Genomic DNA, 19,388 nt, shown 5'->3' on the forward strand with positions numbered 1-19,388 from the left:
CGGGAGGCGCCAGGGCACCAGCGGGCACCCCTTGAGGCGGGATTAACGTACCCACCTCGCGCGGCAAGGCACCGCGCGCGCCCAGTGACGTAGGGCGCGGCACCTCCCGGCGCTCCACCTTGGCCACCAGCCTGTCGGCCGCTCCGGGGCGCCCCGGTCCAGCCAGCTCTCGCTCTGCCCGCTGAAGGATCGCTTCTAGAACGCGCTCCCTCATCGAACAGGACCCGAGCAGGATAAGGGAGGTTTTGGGGTGTTGGATAGGCATACATTCACAATGTCGTGAACGGGCAGATTTCGTGCCCCGGACGCAGCGCAGCGCGTAGCACTTGGCCGAGCGGTGCGCTGCAGAGCCGGGGCCGCACAAGGCACGGTGTTCGGTAGGGTCCGGGTTCTGCGAAGCGGCACTTCGCACCGCGTCGCGCCCGGGACGCAGGATCCTCACTCGTCCTTGCCGCGCGAGATCGCGATCGCAGCCTCGGTCCTGGTGCGGTTGCACACCATGTCGAGGCGGCGATAGCGCATCTTCACATTGTCGCCGCGCAAAATGCCCATCCGCTTGATGCAGCGGGTCGCGCCTCTCAGCGTATCGTCCTTGGTCACCGTGAACACGATCGCCGCCGCGCTCGCCACCAGTTCGTAAAACGCCGGCTTCGGCTTGCGGCTGTCGGCCTTGGCATAGAGTTCATTGCTGTAATCGCGGCCGCGGCAGCCCAACGACAACTCCCTGGCGTCCGGGTGCGACAGATAGATCACCCGTGCCGCCGTGATGCCGACCTTGAGGCCGTCGATCTGGTTCTTGAGCTGGCCCGCGATATCCTCGCAGCGGTCGGCGTAAGCGGGGGAGACGAGGGCGATGGCTGCGAGCAATGCGAAGGCTATCGCCCAAATGGTCCATCCGCCGTTTCGTATTGATTTCATCGTGGAATGTCCCGCGCGCTCGTCATGCGCGGGCCGGACCCGCGCATCCATCAAAAAAGGACTCTTCAGGAAGATGGATTGCCGGGTCAAGTCCGGTAACGACGAATATTGTCGTCAGCGTCATAGCCCCGCGTCATGGCCGGGCTTGTCCCGGCCATCCACGTCTTCGGTCGCATCAAAGAAAGATGTGGATGTCCCGCGACAAGCGCCGGCAGTTCCCGGCCATCGCGCGGCTTCACTCGCAGCAAGGCGTATGAAAGTCGTCTACGACACTCGGGCCGAAATCCGGACGTATACTTTTAAGCACTAATCGCTCAGATTGCATTTGGCTGTTCCGGGCCATGCCCGCTAACGTGTAGACGGGCGGTTCCGCCCTCCAGAAGGAGAGCCACATGATTACCGAGATCGGAGCGCTTGTATCGATTCTCAAAAATTTATTGGATGTAGGCAAAGCAAGTAGCGGACTCTTCAAAAGAAATTCAGGAGAGCAGGAAAAGGCAATTGCCAAGTTAAGAGAGAGATTTGAGGGTTTGGCGGAACAACTCCAGCGCTGCATGCAATTGGATCGTTTGATTCCTGTTTGGGAGAAGCGGTTAGAGTTTTTTGAACCATATCTTCTTAAGGGAAGAATTGAAATCGGCGAAGCCACTCATCTGGAGAGCGAACTTCGTGACTTAATTCGGGGAGCGGCAACGGATTTCTTTTCCGGTGCATTTTTCTATACACAATACGATATCGTGCCCGAAGTTCATGCGGCTATTACCGAATTAAGGTCGGTCATCGAGAAAATCGATCATGAAATCACACATATCCCTGCAACCGGATGGTCGGCTCACTGGCCCCAACTTGCAGGACGGTTGCGCGATCTGAAGAACGCCACATACAAGGTGGAGCGCGCCCTTGAAAGTAGTCTCGCCGCGTTGTTCAAGGAACTGCATGATGCAGCAAAGCAGAGAGTTTAGAGCTCGATGAGGTTAGATTTTTTTCATCAATCGGCGGCTGTTCTAAAACTTGCAGATGATTTCGGTTTCATAACCGCCGGGGGGTTCGATTCCGATGGTTGAAGCATTTTGAACGCTTCAAAGGGCCAAAAAAAGAGCTTAGAAGATAGACCATTCTGTCCAACATTTAAGGCCATCTCGGATGAACGCCCCAACCCCCATCCCGTCCGCCGCCACCCCCGTCCCGCCCTATCGCCACACCCCGCTATTCCCGCTCGGCGCCGACACCACGCCCTACAAAAAGATCACCACCGACGGCGTTCGCGTCGAAAAGGTGCTCGGCCGCGACATGCTGGTGGTGTCGCGCGAGGCGTTGCGGGCGCTGTCGGAGGCGGCGTTTGGTGACATCAATCACTACCTCAGGCCGGGGCATCTGAAACAGTTGCGCAACATCCTCGATGACGCGGAGGCCAGCGACAACGACAAGTTCGTCGCGTTCGACTTTCTGAAAAACGCCAACATCGCCGCCGGCGGGGTGCTGCCGATGTGCCAGGACACCGGCACTGCCATCATCATGGGCAAGAAAGGTTTTAACGTCCTCTCCGACGGCGACGACGAGGCGGCGCTGAGCGAAGGCGCGCGCGATGCTTATCTGCGGCGCAATCTGCGCTATTCGCAGGTGGCGCCGCTGTCGATGTATGAGGAAAAAAATACCGCCAATAACATGCCGGCGCAGTGCGAGATCTATGCCGAAGGCGATGACGCCTACAAGTTCATGTTCATGGCCAAGGGCGGCGGCTCGGCCAACAAGAGCTTTTTGTTCCAGGCCACCCCGTCGGTGCTGACGCGCGACCGGCTGCTGGCGTTCCTGAAGGAAAAAGTGCTGACGCTGGGCACCGCGGCGTGCCCGCCCTATCACCTCGCGATCGCGATCGGCGGCACCTCGGCCGAACTCTGCATGAAGACCGTGAAACTCGCCTCGGCGCGTTATCTCGACGCGCTGCCGACCCATGGCTCGGCCGACGGCAACGCGTTCCGCGATCTCGAAATGGAGCAGGAAATCCTGAAGATGACGCAGTCGCTCGGCGTCGGCGCGCAGTTCGGCGGCAAGTATTTTTGCCATGACGTGCGGGTGATCCGCCTGCCGCGCCATGGCGCGTCCTTGCCGATCGGGCTCGGCGTGTCGTGCTCGGCGGATCGCCAGGTGCTGGGCAAGATCACCAGGGATGGTGTCTATCTCGAAGAGCTCGAGCACAACCCTGCGCAATACCTGCCGCAGGTCGAACAGGCGCTCGGCGGCGAGGTGGTGAAGATCGATCTCAACCAGCCGATGAAGGAAATTCTCGCGACGCTGTCAAAGCATCCGATCAAGACAAGGCTGTCGCTATCGGGCACCATGATCGTCGCGCGGGATTCCGCGCACGCCAAGCTGCGCGAGCGGCTGGAGCAGGGCGAGCCGCTGCCGGATTATTTCAAGAACCATCCGGTCTATTACGCCGGCCCCGCCAAGACGCCGGACGGTTACGCCTCCGGCGCGTTCGGGCCGACCACCGCGGGGCGGATGGATTCCTTTGTCGACCAGTTTCAGGCCGCGGGCGGATCGATGGTGATGGTCGCCAAGGGCAACCGCGCGGTCGCGGTGCGCGAGGCCTGCAAGAAGCACGGCGGCTTCTATCTCGGCTCGATCGGTGGGGCCGCGGCCAACCTCGCCGAGCACTGCATCAAGAAGGTCGAGGTCGTCGAATATCCCGAACTCGGCATGGAAGCGATCTGGCGCATCGAGGTCGAGGATTTTCCGGCCTTCATCATCATCGACGACAAGGGCAACGATTTCTTCAAGGAATTGAATCTGGGGTGAGGGGCACGGCCGGGCGATTGCACTGTCGATCAGCCGCCCCATATCCTTTTTATAGTTTCCAAAAGCAGCGCAAACGGCTCGACTTTCATGTCGAGCCAGACGGCGAAGAATGCTACGCTGGAATACAGTACCGTCGACAGCAACACAAAAAACACTCTCAAATCCCGAGGTCGCAGATCCGGCCATTTGTCCCGAGAGCTGTGCCTTCGATCCTCCATCAGCCATCGCAGCTCGAAATAATAGCGCGGAAAAGGTATCAATCCCAGTCCGACGACCAGGATGGCCAACGCCTGCAACAGTCCGTTAGCCTGCGGCTGCCATGGCTGTTTTGAAAAAATCGAGGTGTGCACAGCCAGCACCAGAATAAGACCTTTGGCCAGCAGTTCGATAAGCGCGTAATGGCGCAACCGCTCACGCCAGCTTTCAAGTGCTTCCTCGCCGGATTGATAAATCCTTTGTGCCGACGAGGCGATCCGCAGCATCTCGGCGGCAGAGGCGAAATAGCAGGCTGCCGCGGCGCAAATGATCATGAATTTGACGGAATTGACGACGGAATATGCGACACCGGCCTTGTTCAGCCGGACGTCGCCGTGCTCGGACAGGTCGACAAACCAGTACAATCCGTCTTTGTAGGGATCCACTCGCATGATCGACTGGAACTGGTTCACATTGACCCACACAGGGATCAGTGTGACAAACAGCAACATGCACATCGCGTGGAGAAGGCGATGGGTCGGAATGGGTTCGCCCAGCGACATCGACGCCAACACCGGCGCATTACCGGTTGCCGAGGTTTGTGGAAGGAACAACCAGCCGCGAAAAGCGGTAATGATGATCGTCAGGCTAAGAGCGAGATAGGCAGGTGAGACAAGCGTATAGATTTGCAGATTTTTTCCATCCTGGAAAAAGCTCACGCGTTGTGGTGCCGCTGTCGAGAAGGCTGGCCAAAGCGTGTTTGACCACCATGCAAAAAACATCGGATAGCCAAGCGAAACGATAAGTCCCGCAAAAAATCCCAGCGAAAGAATGGGAACAATATTGTATTCCTTGATGGTGCGGCGAAAGTCGAATCTCAGGTCGGGTGAAATGTAGGCCACCGAATAGTGAAGCAGATTGCCAACAAATCGGGACAGCCCGTTGAAGCCCGGTATGCGCGCGAGGTCCGCGCCCAGAGCCGCCGAAAACAGCAGCAGAACCTGGTGAAAATCCGAGATATTTTCGGTCTGCCTGAGGCGAATCCAAACCTCACCGTAGCTGACGGCTTTCGGCGGCGCCGAATTGTCGCTTTCTGAATCGGACAACTCTGTCCCCAACAGCACAATCGGGTGCTGTCCCCTGACTATCGGATGAAATGCACAGCCGCTGCTTTTAGGTGATGCAGTCCGGCAGCACGTAAACGCAGGAGTATTCGAAATGAATAACACGTTAAGATGGTATCAAGTTCAGGTCAAGAGGTGCGGCGTCATAAGTGCCGCCGCCTATTCCAGACGCGAGAGGGTTTGGCTAAGACATAGAATGCCGCCGAGCACACACCCGGCGAGTTTAAGCTGGTTGACGCCGTGCATTTCCGCGCGGCCCTGATAGGTCTTTCCGTTCTTGAAATTGTAAAGGCTGCCTTTCCAGCGATCGGCGCCATCGGCTCTGAAGTCGGATGCAACATCGATGCCCGTTACACGGCGGCGCCGTTTGGCCGGGTCGGGATTCATTTCGTCCGTTACTTTAGGTCCCTCGACAATCCATGCAATCTGCACGCAAATTCCGGTCCCGCATTGGGTTACACGATAGCGGGACTTGCCGCTTTCCGAAAGCCACAACCCGGTAGGGTCGGCGGCACGGCATTCGCCGATAAAAGTTGCAATAGCGGCCAGAATGAAAACCGCTGTCGGAAGAAGTTTTGCTCGGCCCATTGCATTCGCCGACGATAAATAAATTCAACTATCGGTCAAATGCTATCATCGGTTGTAAATTATTCAAGCGGTATCGACTAACAAAGGAATTGAGTTTGGGATGAGGGGTCAATTTCCGCGACTACATCTCCCGAGTCGTCCCCGCGAAGGCGGGGACCCATACGCCGTGCCGCCGATGTTCTGGATGCCGCCAGTATCCTTGTTGGCCTGCCGTGCGCCACCACCGACGCCGGGGGTTATGGGTCCCCGCCTTCGCGGGGACGACTCGTGGACAGATTCGTGATTACGCCCGCACGCCCTTGAACGGAAAGCTGCCCATCGGGCCGATGCCCATGTCGCCGCTGATGCTGTCGCCTTCGACCTTGCCGGTGAAGGCCAGCGTCAGCGGCATCGGGTTGGTGATCGAGATTTTCCAGGCGACGTCGTCGCCGTTGACGGTGCCGTCGAAGATCGGGCCGGACTGGCCGTCGGCGCCCTGCGTGCCGGTCAGCGTGCCGCCGGAACTCTTCAGCGTCAGATCCGCGTTGCGCTCGCCCATCGGCGTGCTCATGGTGATTTTCCAGTTTCCATCGACCGACATCGTGTTTCCCTTCGGTGATCGTTGTTGCTTCTGGCATAGGCATGTCACAGCACGAGCCTGCTGCGCAAGAGGCGAGGCGCCGCGGCGCAGTTCCGATCACGCCCGCGCGGCGCGAATCCGGTTGGTCACCAGAATGCGGAACGCGACATACTGCACGGCGAACGCCGCGACTTTGGCGCCGATCGCCACCACCGAGATGTAGAACGCCCACAGCTTGATGTCGCCGGTGGAAGCCACCGCGATCACGCCCACGCCGAGCGCAAACATCAGCGCTGCCCAGACATAGCCGGCGATGGTGACGTATTCCGGTACGGTGTCGGTGACGATCGGCGGCATGTAGCGCAGCATCCAGCCGCGCTTCAGCATGATTGCGCCGATCGCGAAATGCCCGATCGCGGGTTTTGCCAGCACAAAGCGCGGATCGTGAGTGAGCAGCGTCGCGCCGCCGAGCACGATGACGAGGCCAAGGCTTGCCCAGGTCATGTAGCCGAGGCTCGCGCCCTTGACGCGGGAGTAGATCACCTGGCCGATCGCGCCTGCAATCGCCACCGAGGTCGCTAGAATGACGTTGTCGGTCGCAAGAAAGATCACGAGGAAGACGATGGTGGAGAGGAAGTCGGAGCCCAGTCTCGCAAATATGTCTTTCATCGTCGTGTTCCTTGCAATGACGGATCAGGATGGTGAAACCAGCGCGCTGGCGGGAGGAGCACCATATTTTGCACGGCGGTGCTGCGGATACCATTTGGTGAAGTAGACCGCGCTGTTGCGGGCGGCAAACACGATGGCGAGGCCGGCCCACAGCGGCAGGCCGGGCACGTAAATCATCAGGACGTTGGTCACCATCATCAGCAGGAAGGCGGCGGTCCAAGCCCAGGTGATGATGTAGTTCGCGGTCATGAAGCCGGGCAGCCTTGCGGTATCGGCATCGACCACTTCGCGCGCGTATTGCAGCGTGAAGGGCCGGCGCATCGCCAGCGACAGCAGCGCGATTGCCAGCACGCCGGCATCGACGGCGAGTTTTACGGCGGAGCTGGCCATGCCGGGGTCGACCAGGATAATATAGCCGCCCAGCGCGCCGAACAGGATCACCGAGCCCGCGCCGAGCATCTTTACCGATCGTCCGCGAGCGAGGTCATAACCGATCACGGCAAGGCAAATCGCGGTGGAGGCAAACAGGCTCACCGCGGCCGACGTCAGCAGCATCAGCATCGAAAAGGCGCCGAACGGGGCAAGGATCAGGAATATCGTCATAGCATGCCTCGCGGGCTAATCTTTACGTCGTAAAGATACATCTAGGCCGCAATCGGAGACCGGTCAACCGAAATCTTTACACTGTCAAAATTAAAGTGAGGAGAAGGCGGTTTGGCCTATAAATCAAGCTGGTGGCGGCAAAGCTCGTCATGGCCGGGCTTGTCCCGGCCATCCACGTCTTGACCGCTGATAAGGAAGAAGGACGTGGATGCCCGGGACAAGCCCGGGCATGAAGAGTTAAGCCGCGCCCACCCAGTTGCCGTGAAAGCCGTCGGGGACGCGGTGGCCGAGCTGCACCAGTGCCGCAGGACCGGTCTCGATGTCGGCGGCGTTGAATACCGCAAGGTCGCTGCGGTTTTCCCGGGCGCGCCACACCACCGCCAGCAGCCAGCCGTCACCCTCGTCGGCGCCAGGCCCGCGCGGGACGAAAACCGGCTCGGAAATGGTGTCGCCTGCGGGCAGCAGGTACTGCCCGCGCCGCGATCCCGTGCCATCGACGTGCACCACGCCGGACAGCGCGCCGAACGCCGGCAGGTTGGCATTGGCGCAGGCGTACCAGCCATGCTTATTGGCAAGGCCCGCGCGGCGGTCGTCGATGCGCGGGAATTCGCCGGTGACGTCGTCGAGATAGGTTTGCGTGAAGCAGTCGGTATTGCCGCCAAGGTCGAAGGTCCAGCGGCACAAGCGTGCGCGCGATTTCGCTGGATCCGGCGGCGAACCGTCGGGACGGGTGAACAGCGGCGGTTCCTCGAACTGCATGACGTCGGCGATGATCCGGTCGCCGTCTTCCCAGGCATTCATCACATGAAACACGTAGCAGCTCTCGGCTCGGAACCAGACGATATCGCCGGCGGCACCATTGCGCTTCATGACGCCGACATAGCCGCCCTTGTCGGGCTCCCAGGCATAGGGCGGCCGGCCGCCCATCGCGCGCTCCATGCTGCCGGTGATGGGCAGGATCGGAAACAGCAAATGGCGTTCGGTGACGATGAAATCGTGCACCATGCTGGCATAGGGCGCCTCAAAGCGATCGAATCTCGTCACGACGCCCGTTGTATCGACCGATCCGAACGAGAGCAGGGGGCTGAACGGACCGCCGGCGTTATAGCCGAAGAATATCATCTCGCCGGTGACGGGGTCGATCTTGGGATGGGCGGTGAAGGGGCCGGCGATGCGGCCGTCGTAGTTGCAGGTGCCGCGGGTGTTCAGCGTGCGGTGGGCAAATGGCCTTCTTCCAGCGCAAGCAGGCGTCCGCCGTGAAAGATGATATTGGTGTTGGCGACGCCGGTATCCTTGACGTCGGTCGGCGGCGCATCCGGCAGTTTCCGGCCGCCAAAACCGCCGAACAGCGCGCGGCCGGCGTCGTGCTCGGCCTGCCATTTCGCCGTGCGGACCCAGCGGTTGCGATAGCCGGCGCGGCCGTTCTGCAGATGGAAGGCGTGCAGCATGCCGTCGCCGACAAACCAGTGCGCGCCCGGCGCGTCGAATTGCGGATTGGGGCCGTTGCGATAAAGCGTGCCGCTGAGGCCGCGTGGCAGTTCGCCCTCGATCTTCAGAAACGGGGCGTCGCCCTCCAACGGGATCGGCGCCAGATTGGTCCGCGCCGGCTTGGTGGTCTCCTGCCGCATCAGTCGCTCCCGCGCTAATCTTTACATCGTAAAGATCAAGTATCCCCTGCAGCGACGCCGGTCAAGCGAAATCTTTACAGTGTAAAAATCACGGCTTATAAGCGCGAATGGCTAGACAATCGAGAATCCGCCGTACCCATCCGGCGAGCCGCAAGGCTGCGAAGGCTGTCGTGTCCAGGCGGTCCGCTCCGAAGGGGAAGCCGGTCGAGGAAGCCCCGTATCATCACGGCGCGCTGCACGAGGCGCTGCTCAAGGCGGCCGAAAAGGTGCTGGAGCGCGACGGCTTGCAGGGGCTGACCCTGCGCGCGGTGGCGCGCGAAGCCGGGGTGTCGCATGCGGCGCCAACGCATCATTTCGGCGATTTGACCGGCCTGGTCAGCGAGCTCGCCGCGATCGGGTTTCGCCAGTTCAACGCCGCGATGGCCGCGGCGGATTCCGCCGGTCCCTCGCCGCTCGACAAGGCCATGGCCAGAGCAAAAGCCTATGTCGCCTATGCGCAAGCGCATCCGGGGATGTACGGGCTGATGTTTCGCACCGAACGGCTGGACATGACCCGGCCGGCGCTGCACGCGGCCGCCCGCGCCTCGTTTGCCGGTCTCGCTGGCGCGATCGGCGCCAGTCGCCAGGAGCACATCGCCGCCGAAGCGCTGTCGCTGGATCAGGCCGCCGCGATCGCGCGGGCATGGTCGCTGGTCCACGGCTTTACCATGCTGCTGCTCGACGGCCGCCTCACCGACATCCTGCGCCGGTTGCCGGAGGGTACCGACGCCGAGAAATTGCTGGATGCGATGCTACGATCGACCGTGGCGCGGCCGGCGCCGCCCTAGCTCCGTCATTCGCGGGCTTGACCCGCCTGCGGGGCCGAAGCCCCTTCGGCGAGGCGAAGGCCTGCGCATCCACCGATTTTTCGCAAGAGTCCTGCGAAGAAGATGGATTGCCGGGTCAAGCCCGGCAATGACGGGGCCTCAGTAGGGCAGCGGTGCGAACCGGTCCCATCTGTCCGGCTTATTGCAATCCGGGAAAGTTCGACGCCGGTGCGCGAAACACCTGACATTTCAGCGGAATCGTTTTAGAACAGCCGCCGCGACCCCCGCCACTAAACCTAGCGTGCCAGTTTCGTATCAATCATGCCTGCCATTTCGTCGAACAAGCCTTATCGCGTCGGCCGTTCCCGCACCGGGCTTGGCCTCTTCGCCACCAAACCGATCAAGAAGGGCGCCAAAATCGTCAGGTATTTTGGCCCACTGCTCGATTCCAGGAACAAGAAGCACGAAGATATCGAGAACAAATACCTGTTCGAGCTCAACGGCCGCTGGACCATCGACGGTTCGGTGCGCAAGAACGTCGCGCGCTACATCAACCACGCCTGCAGGCCGAATGCCGAATCCGATGTCAGCGCCCGCAAGCGCAAGGTGGTGATCCGCGCCATCAAGAACATCGAGCCGGGCGAAGAGATCAACTACGATTACGGCACCGATTACTTCAAGGCCTACCTGAAGCCGATCGGCTGCAAATGCGCTTCCTGCGAGAAAAAACGCAAAAAATTGCGCGCCGAGCAGCGCGAGAAGAAAAAACGCGCCAAGGCGCGGGCCGAGAGGAAAGCGGCGAAAGCCAAGGCCGCGCTGAACGGCCATGCGGCCAACGGCAAGCTGCTGAACGGCCACGGCGGAAAATCTGCAGTTAAGAAAATGGCCGCCGCGAAATCGACGATTTTCGCGACGGCCAAATCCGGGAATAAGGCGCGGCGCGCCTCGGCTTAGGCCGGCAGCGCGACACCGCTCCGGCGCACGCCGAGATATTGCAGTTCGGCAAACACGCCGACCGCAATCGCCTGCATTGCCACAAGCGCCCCGCCGAGCAGCTTTGGCGTTACCGCTCCGCTGAACAGCAAGGCGTTTCTGGTCGCCTATGCCGCGCTGGTCCGGACCGGTTTACACAATAACCGCGGAGGTTATGTTGTCAGCCATGCTGCCGGCGCACTTGCCTTAGCCCCCGTTCGGCTTATTTTCGCGGGCACCTTTCGAAAGGACGCTCCAATGAGCACCCCAAAACCGCTGCAGATCGATATCATCTCCGACGTGGTGTGCCCGTGGTGCTACATCGGCAAGCGCCGGATCGAGAACGCGCTGGCGCTGGCGGGCGAGGTGCCGGTCGAGATCCACTGGCGGCCGTTCTTTCTCAATCCCTGGGTGCCGCGCGAGGGCATCAGCCGCGACCAATACCTCACCACGAAGTTCGGCTCGGTCGAAGCCTATAAGGGCATTGCGGGCCGGGTGGTCGCCGCCGCCGGCGAAGAGGGCCTGCTGTACCGGCCCGACCTGGTCAAGCGCCAGCCCAACACCACCGATTGCCATCGCCTGATCCACTGGGCCGAGCACGATTCCTCCGGCGACAAATCCGCCGCGATGAAGCAGCGGCTGATGGAGCTGTATTTCAGGGAAGGCGGCGACCTCACCGATGTCGATGTGCTGGTGAAGGCCGCGGCCGATATCGGCATGGTTGCGGACAGCGTGCGCAAACGCCTCGCCACCGACGAGGACGTCGAACTGATCTCGGCGCAGGCCAAGGACGCCTCCGACAAGGGCATATCCGGCGTGCCGACCTTCGTGTTCGCCGGCAAATATGCCGTCTCCGGCGCCCAGCCCGCCGAGCAACTCGCCCGCGCCATCCGGCAGGTGTCGGCGGAGATCAACGCGCAGGCGGCGGAATAGGCCGGCGGAACGACCATCGCCGCCTTGATAATTTCTTATTTGTAGCTACAATAATTCGATGAAGATCACCTACGATCCGGTCAAGCGCGCCGTTACGCTTGCGGACCGGGGACTTGATTTTGAAGATGCCGCCGAGGTTTTTCGGGATGGTACGCTCGATTTTCCCGACCTACGCCGGGACTACGGTGAATTGCGCATCCTCACGGTCGGCCATCTCCGCGGACGCATGGTGATCATGGTCTGGACGCCGCGCGGAAATGCACGGCATGTGTTCTCGATGAGGAAAGCAAATGCCCGCGAAAAAGCGCGTTTTGGGAAGCGATTTGAAAAAGATTGACCGCCATGTCATCCAGCCCCACGAGTATGACGAGATTCCTGAATTGACCGACGATTTTTTCGAGCGCGCCGATCATTATCGCGGCGGCAAGCTCGTTCAGCGCGGGCGCCCCAAATCCGATGATCCCAAGCAACTTGTTTCGCTGCGGCTCGATGCCGAGGTGCTGCGCTGGTTCAAGCGCACCGGCGCGGGATACCAGTCGCGCATCGGCGATGTTCTCAAACGCCATGTCAGCCGGCAGAGCGCCGTACGCAAGAAGAAGGTGGGATAGTCCTCACGCCCCCTTCAAATAATAATTCGCGCGCTTGCCGAGCGCGATGCGGCGCAGCACGCGGCGCATCGCCAGTGAGGCGCGCAGCGGTTTGATCGCGGTGGTCACGCTGCGATAGAACGCCAGCTTGAGTGCGTCGCGCGCGGGCTGCGCGCCCGGCGGCGGCTGCGGCAGGCCGATGCCGCGCAGCATCGAATTGAAGAAATGCAGGTCGTTGAGGCGGCGGACCTCGCGGGTCTTCCAGGTGATCGCCAGCGAGATCGAATAGGAGCCGGCGGTACGCACCCAATGCGGCCACTGATACGGCACGTAGCAGCCGTCCCCCGCGAACAGGTGAAATTCGGTGCCCCGGGCTGCAAAACTCTCGTCGTATTTCAGGTTGCGGTGCTTGGTCATCGAGCGCTCGATCTCGTCGTCGGAGACGATGGCGCGATCGTTGTTGTCGAAAATGGTGAAAAACTTTTCGCCGTGGATATGGACGAAGAAATTGTCCTCGCTGTCGAGATGAAACGGCGTGGTCGAATTCGGCGAGGACACGAACACAAAGCCCTCGACCTGCTCGAAGCCGGCGTCGAGCAGGCTGTTGAAGCCGCGCGCACGCGCGACCGACAGCAGCGCGTCTTCCAGCAGCTTGCGGTATGCGGGCGAGTTCTCCACGCGCTTCAGCACCATCCAGGCGCCGGCGGTCTCGATGCGCTTGACCACCTCGACGGGGTCGAGATCGACCGAGGGAATGGCATCCGGGTCCTGGCTGATCGCGACCTTGCCGGAATTATATTCGATCAGGTCGCGCGGCAGCTCGGAGGCGAGCTGCGCGATGCGCGGCAGGCTCAAGAGCGGATGTCCCGCCAGCTTGTGACGGATCGCGAACGGTTTTAATGGAAAGTCGCGCCGCAGTGCCTCGTTATCAGCTGATATCACCGGCGCGATTTCGGTGGCCGCATTCATGTGCGTTTCTCCTTGAGTTTACGGATCAATTGGACGGCGCGGCGCGCGGGCTCGCGGATGCGTTGTCGAAAATGCATCGCCGCGTGGATCAGCGTGACCATCGGATCGTAGCGCCCAAGCGGAATCAGCACATCGCCGATCGCGAGCCGGCCGCGCCAGATCGGGTTGATCATCGGATGATCCGGAGCCGCCATGGAGTCGACCATCGCAATGGCTGGGTCGGCGCAGAGACGCCGGGTGACCTCCAGCGTCAGCTGTACGCCGGGCGAAAATTTCGCAAAACGCTCGTCGACGCCGAGCTTGAAATAGAATGCGCAGTCCAGGTGCCGCAGTACGATCGCGGCGGCGACCGGCGCCTCGCCCGCGCGCAGAGTCGCAATCTCGCACTGGCCATGTTCGGCCAATCCCACGGCGGCACGGCGGATGAAGGCGGCGTCGCCGGCGTCCTGCGCGAGCGCGGTGCCGCGTTCGGCCTTCCAGCCGCTGGCTTCGAGTGTGAGGAATATTTCGAGCGCGCGCGCGACCTCGCCGGGCGTCCGCGCCACCTCGAAGCCGACCTCGCCGTGCTCGGCCAGCCGATGGCGCTGGCGGCGCAACTCCTTCAGCTTCTTCGCGCCGAGGGCCTCGCGCAGCAGTTCGTCGGCGTCGCGCCTGGCGTCGAGGCAGGCGCGCGCATGGGATTGCAGCAGGCGTGGGCGCACGCCGCCGCGTTCAAGAACGCGCGTGAACGCTTTCATGGCGGCGCCGTCGAGCGCCACATCGCGCAGGATCAAGGCATGCGCGCCGGCGTCGCGGGCTTGGCCCATCAGCCGGCTGGCCGCCTGGTCGGGCATCTCGCGGTCGAGCAGGGGCGTGCACAACGTGCCGTAGGGATCGCCGCTGACCAGCGCGGGGAGGGGCATTCTGTACGCGCGCCACAGCGAGATCGCCGGCATCAGGCCGATCAGGCATGCCGCGCCGGGCTCCGCCGTCGCCTCGCTCCATGCGCCGAGCGCGGAGAGGTTGGTGCGGCTGCGCGCGGTGGCGTCGATCGCGAGCGCCCAATCGGGCAGATAGTAGCCGTTCGGCTCGACGGCGCGATCGGCAAGCGCGCGCCATCGATCGGCAGAAATGGCCGCCAGCGGCGTGAGCGCGCCGCTATCGGGCGATGCAGCGGCCGGCGAATGCCGAGCAACCGCATCTCGCGTCGACGCGCGCCGGACGGCTGCTGGATTTACGATTTCGACCACGTCCCCAATCCCCTGCGCGATGGATGGGAGGCTTGCCGACCCCGTGCGGCGCCGTCCGCTCAATCGCTTTCACGGGCGGGACGCTATGGGAAAATCTCGAAGATAGCGTTGGTTTCGCCGGGCAATTTGAACGGTATTCTTAACCGGGCGTTCACGATGAGCGGTGTGCGCGTCAGTCCCTGCCGGCGTGGCCCCAGGTTTCGTCCCAGTCCTGGCCCGCGGCATCGACGACGCGGCCGTCGGCCTCGAAGAACTTGTTGGGGACCTGGAAGATCGCGAGCATCAACCCGCCTTGCGGACACCATGCGACGTGGCGGCTGCCCTGCTCACGCCAGATGAACTCGCCGGCCTTGCATTCGATGCCCTGCGCCGGGCCCTCCTTGTCGACCAGGCTGCCCTCCAGAACGTAGGTCTGCTCGATGTTGACATGCTCGTGGTCGGGCAGCACCGCGCCCGGCGCAAACCGCATCAGCGCGGTCATCAGCCCGGTCGCGCGATCGAACAGCAGCGTCTTGGCCTCGCAGCCGGGGAAACGCGTCTTCTGCCACTCCATGCTTTCGGGACGAACGAGGTGGGAATGCGTTTCGGCGGTCTGAGAGGCTTTTGGCGTCATGGCGTCCATATTGATGCTCCGTTGCAATGCACCTCAAGCGATCATAGCAGCTTTGCTTTCCGTCGTCCTGGCTGCGCGCACCGTCGCCAGAAGAAGCACCCCGGCCAGCACATACATCGCCATCACCAGGTACATGCTGTAGGCGGTGCTGCCGGTCCACTGCGTGATCAGCCCGTTGAGCGACGGGCTCACGGCCGGGCCCAGATTGCCCAGGCTACTGATCAGCGCGATGCCGCCCGCGGCCGCCGCCACCGACAGATACTCGGTGATGAGGGTGAAGAAGATCGGCGTCGCGGCCGCTATACCGATCACCGCGAACGATAGCGCCAGGATCGATCCCACCAGGTGTCCCTGCATCAGCGTGGTAATCCCGAGGCCGAGCGCCGCGATGGCCACGCAAGCGGCAAAGTGCCAACGGCGCTCATGGAGCTTGTCGGAACTGCGGCCGACCAGGATCATTCCGATCACACCGACCGCATTCGGGATTGCGGCATAGATGCCGATCAGCAGCATGTCCTTGACGCCCCAGCTCTGGATCAGCGTCGGCAGCCAGAACACCATGGTGTAGGTCGCTCCCACCAGCAGGAAATAAACCAGCGACAGCAGATAGACTTTTGGGTCGCGGAACATCTGTCCAAGGCTGGCCTCGGCCTCGCCGACGATATCCTTCTGATCATGCTCCAGATTGTGACGCAGCAGGTTCTTTTCCGCCGGCGTCAGCCAGTCCGCGTCGGCCGGCTTGTCCTGCAAGTAGAAATAGATGATCACGCCCAACACCGCGGCCGGCAAGCCCTGCACCAGAAACAGCCATTGCCAGCCGGCCCAGCCATTGACGCCGTCAAAGTATTTAAGGGTGGCGCCGCATAGCGGCCCGGCAAGCACGCTGATGATCGTGGTGGCGGACATGAAGATCGCAATGACCTGGCCGCGGCGTACCGACGGATACCAATAGGTGAAGTAAAGGATGACGCCCGGGAAGAACCCTGCCTCGAACACGCCGAGCAGGAAGCGGGCAATATAGAATTGCGTCGGCGTTGAAACGAACATCATCGCAGCTGCAGTAAGCCCCCACAGCACCATGATACGCAGCAGCGTCTTGCGCGCCCCGATCCTCTCCAGCAGCAGGTTGCTCGGAACTTCGAACAGGAAATAGCCGAGGAAGAAGATGCCGGCGCCAATTCCGTAGACCGCATCGCCAAAGGGGAGGGTCTGCTTCATCTGCAGCTGCGCGTAGCCGATATTGATGCGGTCGAGGTAGGCGATCATGTAGGCGATCAGCAACAACGGAATGATCCGCCAGTTGACCTTCGAATACACCGCCTCGCTTGCACCGACGTTTGGCGGCAAAGGCTGCGTTCGAGAAATGGCCGTCTCGGCTGTGCTCATGGCTGTCTCCATCGTCGACGCTATCGGCATTGCGGCCGGCTGGCGGCTTTCAAAAGCCGGTCGCGGCGTGCCGCATGCGGGAAAAAACGACTTTGATTTACGTCATGGAGTCTGACCGGGTGTCCGCCCTCGTGGTCATGATGGGGTGGATCACGTCATCCGGAGAGCCAGCGTGCGGGCGCTGTCATCCGCCGATCATTGGGTGAGGGATTGGTCGTGTCAACATCTCATTGCGCGCGGACCCGAATTCGTTTTTGATGGCGCAAACAAGAAGCGATGGAGACCACGCGCAGGGAGGATACCATGGAGCGGCTTTCAACACTCGATGCCAGTTTCCTCTACATGGAAACCCCGGAGACGCCGATGCATGTGGCCGGCCTCGGGATCTTTGCGCCACCCCCCGCCGGAGCCGACGTCTTCAAGAGCTTTCACGACCATATCGCGGCGAGACTGCATCTGTTGCCTTTCTTCGAGCGCAGGCTGAATGCGATTCCTGCGTCCGTCGATAACCCGGTCTGGATCCATGAGGCGAGCGTCGATCTCGACTATCACATAAGGCAAATGGCGCTGCCGCGCCCAGGCTCAATGGAGCAGCTGCGCACGCTCGTTGCGCGGCTGCACATGATCCTGCTCGATCGCTCGCGGCCGCTTTGGCAATACTACGTGATCGAAGGCCTCCAGGGCGGCGGTTTCGCCGTTTATGTCAAGATGCACCATTCCGGCATCGACGGCGGCGCCGGCATGGCGGCGCTGGATATCATTTTCGGTGCTTCGCCGGAGCCCACTGCAGTCGCTCCGCCGCCCGCAAAAAAATCCGGCGCGGCGGAGCCCACGCTGCTGGAACTCGTCGGCAAGACCTATGAGGATTTTTGGGCCCAGCAGCGCCGCATGCTGGAGGCGTTGCCCGACATGGGCAAGGCGCTCGCGAATGTCGGGCGCCGCCTGATCGAGGATCTTGGCCGGCCGAACACAGTCACCCTTGCACCAAAAACCATCTTTAACGTGGCTGTATCGAAACAGCGAAGTTTCGGCACCACGACCATCTCGCTGTCGGAAGTGAAGGCGATCGGCAGCGCCACGGACGCGAAAGTCAACGACGTCGTGATGGCGGTGTGCGCCGGGGCGTTGCGCCACTATCTGCTGGAACGCTCGGCATTGCCCAGGGAATCCCTGATCGCGGCCTTGCCGGTGTCGCTGCGCGAGCCCGGCAACACCGACATGAACAATCAGGTGACGATGATGCTGTGCAGCCTGTCGACCGACATCGCCGATCCGCTGCCGCGCCTCGCGGCCATCGTGGCGTCCAGCCAGGATTCCAAGGCGCGCCTCGGCGACGTCAAGGGCGCACTGCCATCAGACATTTCCATCCTCGGCGCGCCGGTTGTGATGACCGGCCTTGCGGAGTGGATGGGACGCACCAAGGCCGCCGATCAGTTGCCGGCCATGATGAATGTGCTGATTTCCAACGTGCCCGGACCTCGCAAGCCGATGTATTGCGCCGGCGCCCGATTGGAGCACTATTTCCCGGTATCGATTCCATCGCATGGCGGCGCATTGAACATCACCGTGCAGAGCTACATGGACAATCTCGACTTCGGACTGATCGGCTGCCGCGGCGCCGTCCCCGATATCCAGAACATGGCCGACATGCTCAGGCAAGAATTCGAAACGCTGAAGCGGGCTGCCGGCAAGAAACCCTCTGCCGGCGCCAAGCGAACCGTCAAAATAAAGGTTGCTGGTTCTGACGCCGAGCCCGCCGAGAAAATCGCCAAGTAGATCGCATGCTGCGATGACAGTCCAACCTGGAGGCCTCATGAAATTTCCGCGCCGCCGCGTTTTGCAGCTCGCCGCCGGCGCCGCCGTGCTGCCGGCCGTCTCGACCATCGCCAAAGCGCAAAGCTGGCCGGCGCGGCCGGTTCGGCTGATCATCGGCTATACCCCCGGCGGCTCGGCGGACCTGACCGCGCGGCTGATGGGGCAGTGGCTGTCGGAGCGGCTCGGCCAGCCCTTCGTGATCGAGAACCGGCCGGGCGGCGGCACCAATATCGCAACCGAAGCGGTGGTGCGCGCGCCGCCCGACGGCTACACCTTGCTGCTCGCGGCCCCTGCCAACGCCATCAACGCCACGCTCTACGACAAGGACAAGCTCAATTTCAATTTTTTGCGCGATGTCGAGCCGGTGGCGGGCATCATTCGTTTTCCGAATGTGGTGGTAGTGAATCCGCAGGTTCCGGTGAAAACAATTCCCGAACTGATCGCCTATGCCAAGGCAAATCCCGGCAAGCTCAACATGGCGTCCTCCGGCAACGGCTCGACCATCCACATGTCCGGCGAACTGTTCAAGATGCTGACCGGCACCGACATGGTCCACGTGCCCTACCGCGGCGGAGCGCCGGCACTCACCGACATGATCTCCGGACAGGTGCAGGTGATGTTCGACAACATCCCGACCTGCGCCGAGCACGTCAAGTCAGGCAAGCTGCGTGGTCTCGCGGTCACCTCAACGACGCGGTCCGAGGTGTTGCCGGACCTGCCGGTGCTGGCCGATTTCCTGCCCGGCTACGAGGCCAGCGCCTGGTACGGTTTTGTGGCGCCGAAGAACACGCCTGCCGAAGTGATCGATACGCTGAACAAGGCGACCAACGCCGTGCTCGCCGATCCCGCGGCCAAAACGCGCTTCGGAGAACTCGGCGCAATCCTGCTGCCGGGCTCGGCCGCCGACTTCGGCAAACTGCTGGCGGATGAGACGGAGAAATGGGGCAAGGTGGTGAAGTTCGCGGGGGCGAAGGTGGATTAAGGGGGCGCGCCGG

General features: G+C 61.8%; 20 protein-coding genes and 1 pseudogene. 9 read left to right on the forward strand and 12 right to left on the reverse strand.

Features of this window, described 5'->3' with window-relative positions; translation table 11 throughout:
- Positions 1 to 438 precede the first annotated feature (438 nt).
- Positions 439 to 918, reverse strand: a complete 480-nt coding sequence (locus VGP39_RS13560; protein WP_327568617.1) for a hypothetical protein — start codon at positions 916 to 918, stop codon at positions 439 to 441.
- A gap of 392 nt (positions 919 to 1,310) precedes the next feature.
- Between VGP39_RS13560 and VGP39_RS13565 the strand changes: the two genes are divergently transcribed.
- Positions 1,311 to 1,880, forward strand: a complete 570-nt coding sequence (locus tag VGP39_RS13565) for a hypothetical protein (RefSeq protein ID WP_327568618.1) — start codon at positions 1,311 to 1,313, stop codon at positions 1,878 to 1,880.
- A 181-nt stretch (positions 1,881 to 2,061) separates the two neighbouring features.
- The gene (locus VGP39_RS13570) at positions 2,062 to 3,717 is read left to right on the forward strand and encodes a fumarate hydratase (protein ID WP_327568619.1); all 1,656 of its coding nucleotides are present in this window, start codon (positions 2,062 to 2,064) and stop codon (positions 3,715 to 3,717) included.
- Positions 3,718 to 3,746: 29 nt separating this feature from the next.
- On the opposite strand, the gene VGP39_RS13575 is transcribed toward VGP39_RS13570, so the two are convergent.
- The 6 genes and pseudogenes from VGP39_RS13575 to VGP39_RS13600 all read right to left on the reverse strand — a co-directional run bounded on the left by VGP39_RS13575 (position 3,747) and on the right by VGP39_RS13600 (position 9,083).
- A complete protein-coding gene (locus VGP39_RS13575; protein ID WP_327568620.1) occupies positions 3,747 to 5,018 on the reverse strand; it encodes a hypothetical protein in 1,272 nt (423 codons plus the stop codon).
- 177 nt (positions 5,019 to 5,195) lie between these two features.
- Positions 5,196 to 5,624: a DUF2147 domain-containing protein gene (locus VGP39_RS13580; protein ID WP_327568621.1), complete on the reverse strand. Its 429-nt coding sequence runs from the start codon at positions 5,622 to 5,624 to the stop codon at positions 5,196 to 5,198.
- A gap of 283 nt (positions 5,625 to 5,907) precedes the next feature.
- Positions 5,908 to 6,204, reverse strand: a complete 297-nt coding sequence (locus VGP39_RS13585) for a hypothetical protein (protein WP_327568622.1) — start codon at positions 6,202 to 6,204, stop codon at positions 5,908 to 5,910.
- A 96-nt stretch (positions 6,205 to 6,300) separates the two neighbouring features.
- Complete coding sequence (locus VGP39_RS13590; RefSeq protein ID WP_327568623.1) at positions 6,301 to 6,852, reverse strand: inner membrane-spanning protein YciB; 552 nt, start codon at positions 6,850 to 6,852, stop codon at positions 6,301 to 6,303.
- A 24-nt stretch (positions 6,853 to 6,876) separates the two neighbouring features.
- Entirely contained in the window at positions 6,877 to 7,455 is a 579-nt protein-coding gene (locus VGP39_RS13595) for a hypothetical protein (protein WP_327568624.1), read from the reverse strand.
- Between the two features lie 237 nt (positions 7,456 to 7,692).
- Positions 7,693 to 9,083: pseudogene (locus tag VGP39_RS13600) on the reverse strand (carotenoid oxygenase family protein).
- Between the two features lie 107 nt (positions 9,084 to 9,190).
- On the opposite strand from VGP39_RS13600, the gene VGP39_RS13605 reads away from it, so the two are divergent.
- Both VGP39_RS13605 and VGP39_RS13610 read left to right on the forward strand, forming a co-directional pair.
- Complete coding sequence (locus VGP39_RS13605) at positions 9,191 to 9,910, forward strand: TetR/AcrR family transcriptional regulator (protein ID WP_414644667.1); 720 nt, start codon at positions 9,191 to 9,193, stop codon at positions 9,908 to 9,910.
- A gap of 300 nt (positions 9,911 to 10,210) precedes the next feature.
- Positions 10,211 to 10,843 (forward strand): SET domain-containing protein, encoded by a 633-nt coding sequence (locus tag VGP39_RS13610; protein ID WP_327568626.1) that lies wholly within the window; start codon positions 10,211 to 10,213, stop codon positions 10,841 to 10,843.
- On the opposite strand, the gene VGP39_RS13615 is transcribed toward VGP39_RS13610, so the two are convergent.
- Positions 10,840 to 10,974, reverse strand: a complete 135-nt coding sequence (locus VGP39_RS13615) for a hypothetical protein (protein ID WP_327568627.1) — start codon at positions 10,972 to 10,974, stop codon at positions 10,840 to 10,842. The two genes, VGP39_RS13610 and VGP39_RS13615, sit on opposite strands and share 4 nt — an antisense overlap.
- A gap of 145 nt (positions 10,975 to 11,119) precedes the next feature.
- On the opposite strand from VGP39_RS13615, the gene VGP39_RS13620 reads away from it, so the two are divergent.
- Genes VGP39_RS13620 through VGP39_RS13630 form a run of 3 tightly spaced genes read left to right on the forward strand, consistent with a single transcriptional unit; the run spans position 11,120 to position 12,402 of the window.
- Complete coding sequence (locus tag VGP39_RS13620; RefSeq protein ID WP_327568628.1) at positions 11,120 to 11,794, forward strand: DsbA family oxidoreductase; 675 nt, start codon at positions 11,120 to 11,122, stop codon at positions 11,792 to 11,794.
- Positions 11,795 to 11,852: 58 nt separating this feature from the next.
- Positions 11,853 to 12,131, forward strand: a complete 279-nt coding sequence (locus VGP39_RS13625) for a BrnT family toxin (RefSeq protein WP_327568629.1) — start codon at positions 11,853 to 11,855, stop codon at positions 12,129 to 12,131.
- Positions 12,118 to 12,402, forward strand: coding sequence for a BrnA antitoxin family protein (locus VGP39_RS13630; protein WP_327568630.1), 285 nt, complete (start codon positions 12,118 to 12,120; stop codon positions 12,400 to 12,402). The genes VGP39_RS13625 and VGP39_RS13630 overlap by 14 nt, the downstream gene beginning before the upstream one ends.
- Before the next feature lie 3 nt (positions 12,403 to 12,405).
- Here the strand turns inward: VGP39_RS13630 and VGP39_RS13635 are convergent, their stop codons facing one another.
- From VGP39_RS13635 to VGP39_RS13650, 4 genes are all read right to left on the reverse strand, one after another.
- Positions 12,406 to 13,350 (reverse strand): cupin-like domain-containing protein, encoded by a 945-nt coding sequence (locus VGP39_RS13635; protein WP_327568631.1) that lies wholly within the window; start codon positions 13,348 to 13,350, stop codon positions 12,406 to 12,408.
- Positions 13,347 to 14,579, reverse strand: a complete 1,233-nt coding sequence (locus VGP39_RS13640; RefSeq protein WP_327568632.1) for a GNAT family N-acetyltransferase — start codon at positions 14,577 to 14,579, stop codon at positions 13,347 to 13,349. Before VGP39_RS13640 ends, VGP39_RS13635 begins: the two co-directional genes overlap by 4 nt.
- A 172-nt stretch (positions 14,580 to 14,751) precedes the next feature.
- Positions 14,752 to 15,201 (reverse strand): cupin domain-containing protein, encoded by a 450-nt coding sequence (locus tag VGP39_RS13645; RefSeq protein WP_327568633.1) that lies wholly within the window; start codon positions 15,199 to 15,201, stop codon positions 14,752 to 14,754.
- Positions 15,202 to 15,225: 24 nt separating this feature from the next.
- The gene (locus VGP39_RS13650) at positions 15,226 to 16,578 is read right to left on the reverse strand and encodes an MFS transporter (RefSeq protein WP_327568634.1); all 1,353 of its coding nucleotides are present in this window, start codon (positions 16,576 to 16,578) and stop codon (positions 15,226 to 15,228) included.
- Positions 16,579 to 16,881: 303 nt separating this feature from the next.
- On the opposite strand from VGP39_RS13650, the gene VGP39_RS13655 reads away from it, so the two are divergent.
- Complete coding sequence (locus VGP39_RS13655) at positions 16,882 to 18,354, forward strand: wax ester/triacylglycerol synthase family O-acyltransferase (protein WP_327568635.1); 1,473 nt, start codon at positions 16,882 to 16,884, stop codon at positions 18,352 to 18,354.
- Between the two features lie 37 nt (positions 18,355 to 18,391).
- Positions 18,392 to 19,375 (forward strand): tripartite tricarboxylate transporter substrate binding protein, encoded by a 984-nt coding sequence (locus tag VGP39_RS13660; protein ID WP_327568636.1) that lies wholly within the window; start codon positions 18,392 to 18,394, stop codon positions 19,373 to 19,375.
- Positions 19,376 to 19,388: the final 13 nt, after the last annotated feature.

The sequence above is a fragment of the Bradyrhizobium sp. genome (assembly GCF_036009065.1).
Classification (GTDB): domain Bacteria; phylum Pseudomonadota; class Alphaproteobacteria; order Rhizobiales; family Xanthobacteraceae; genus Bradyrhizobium.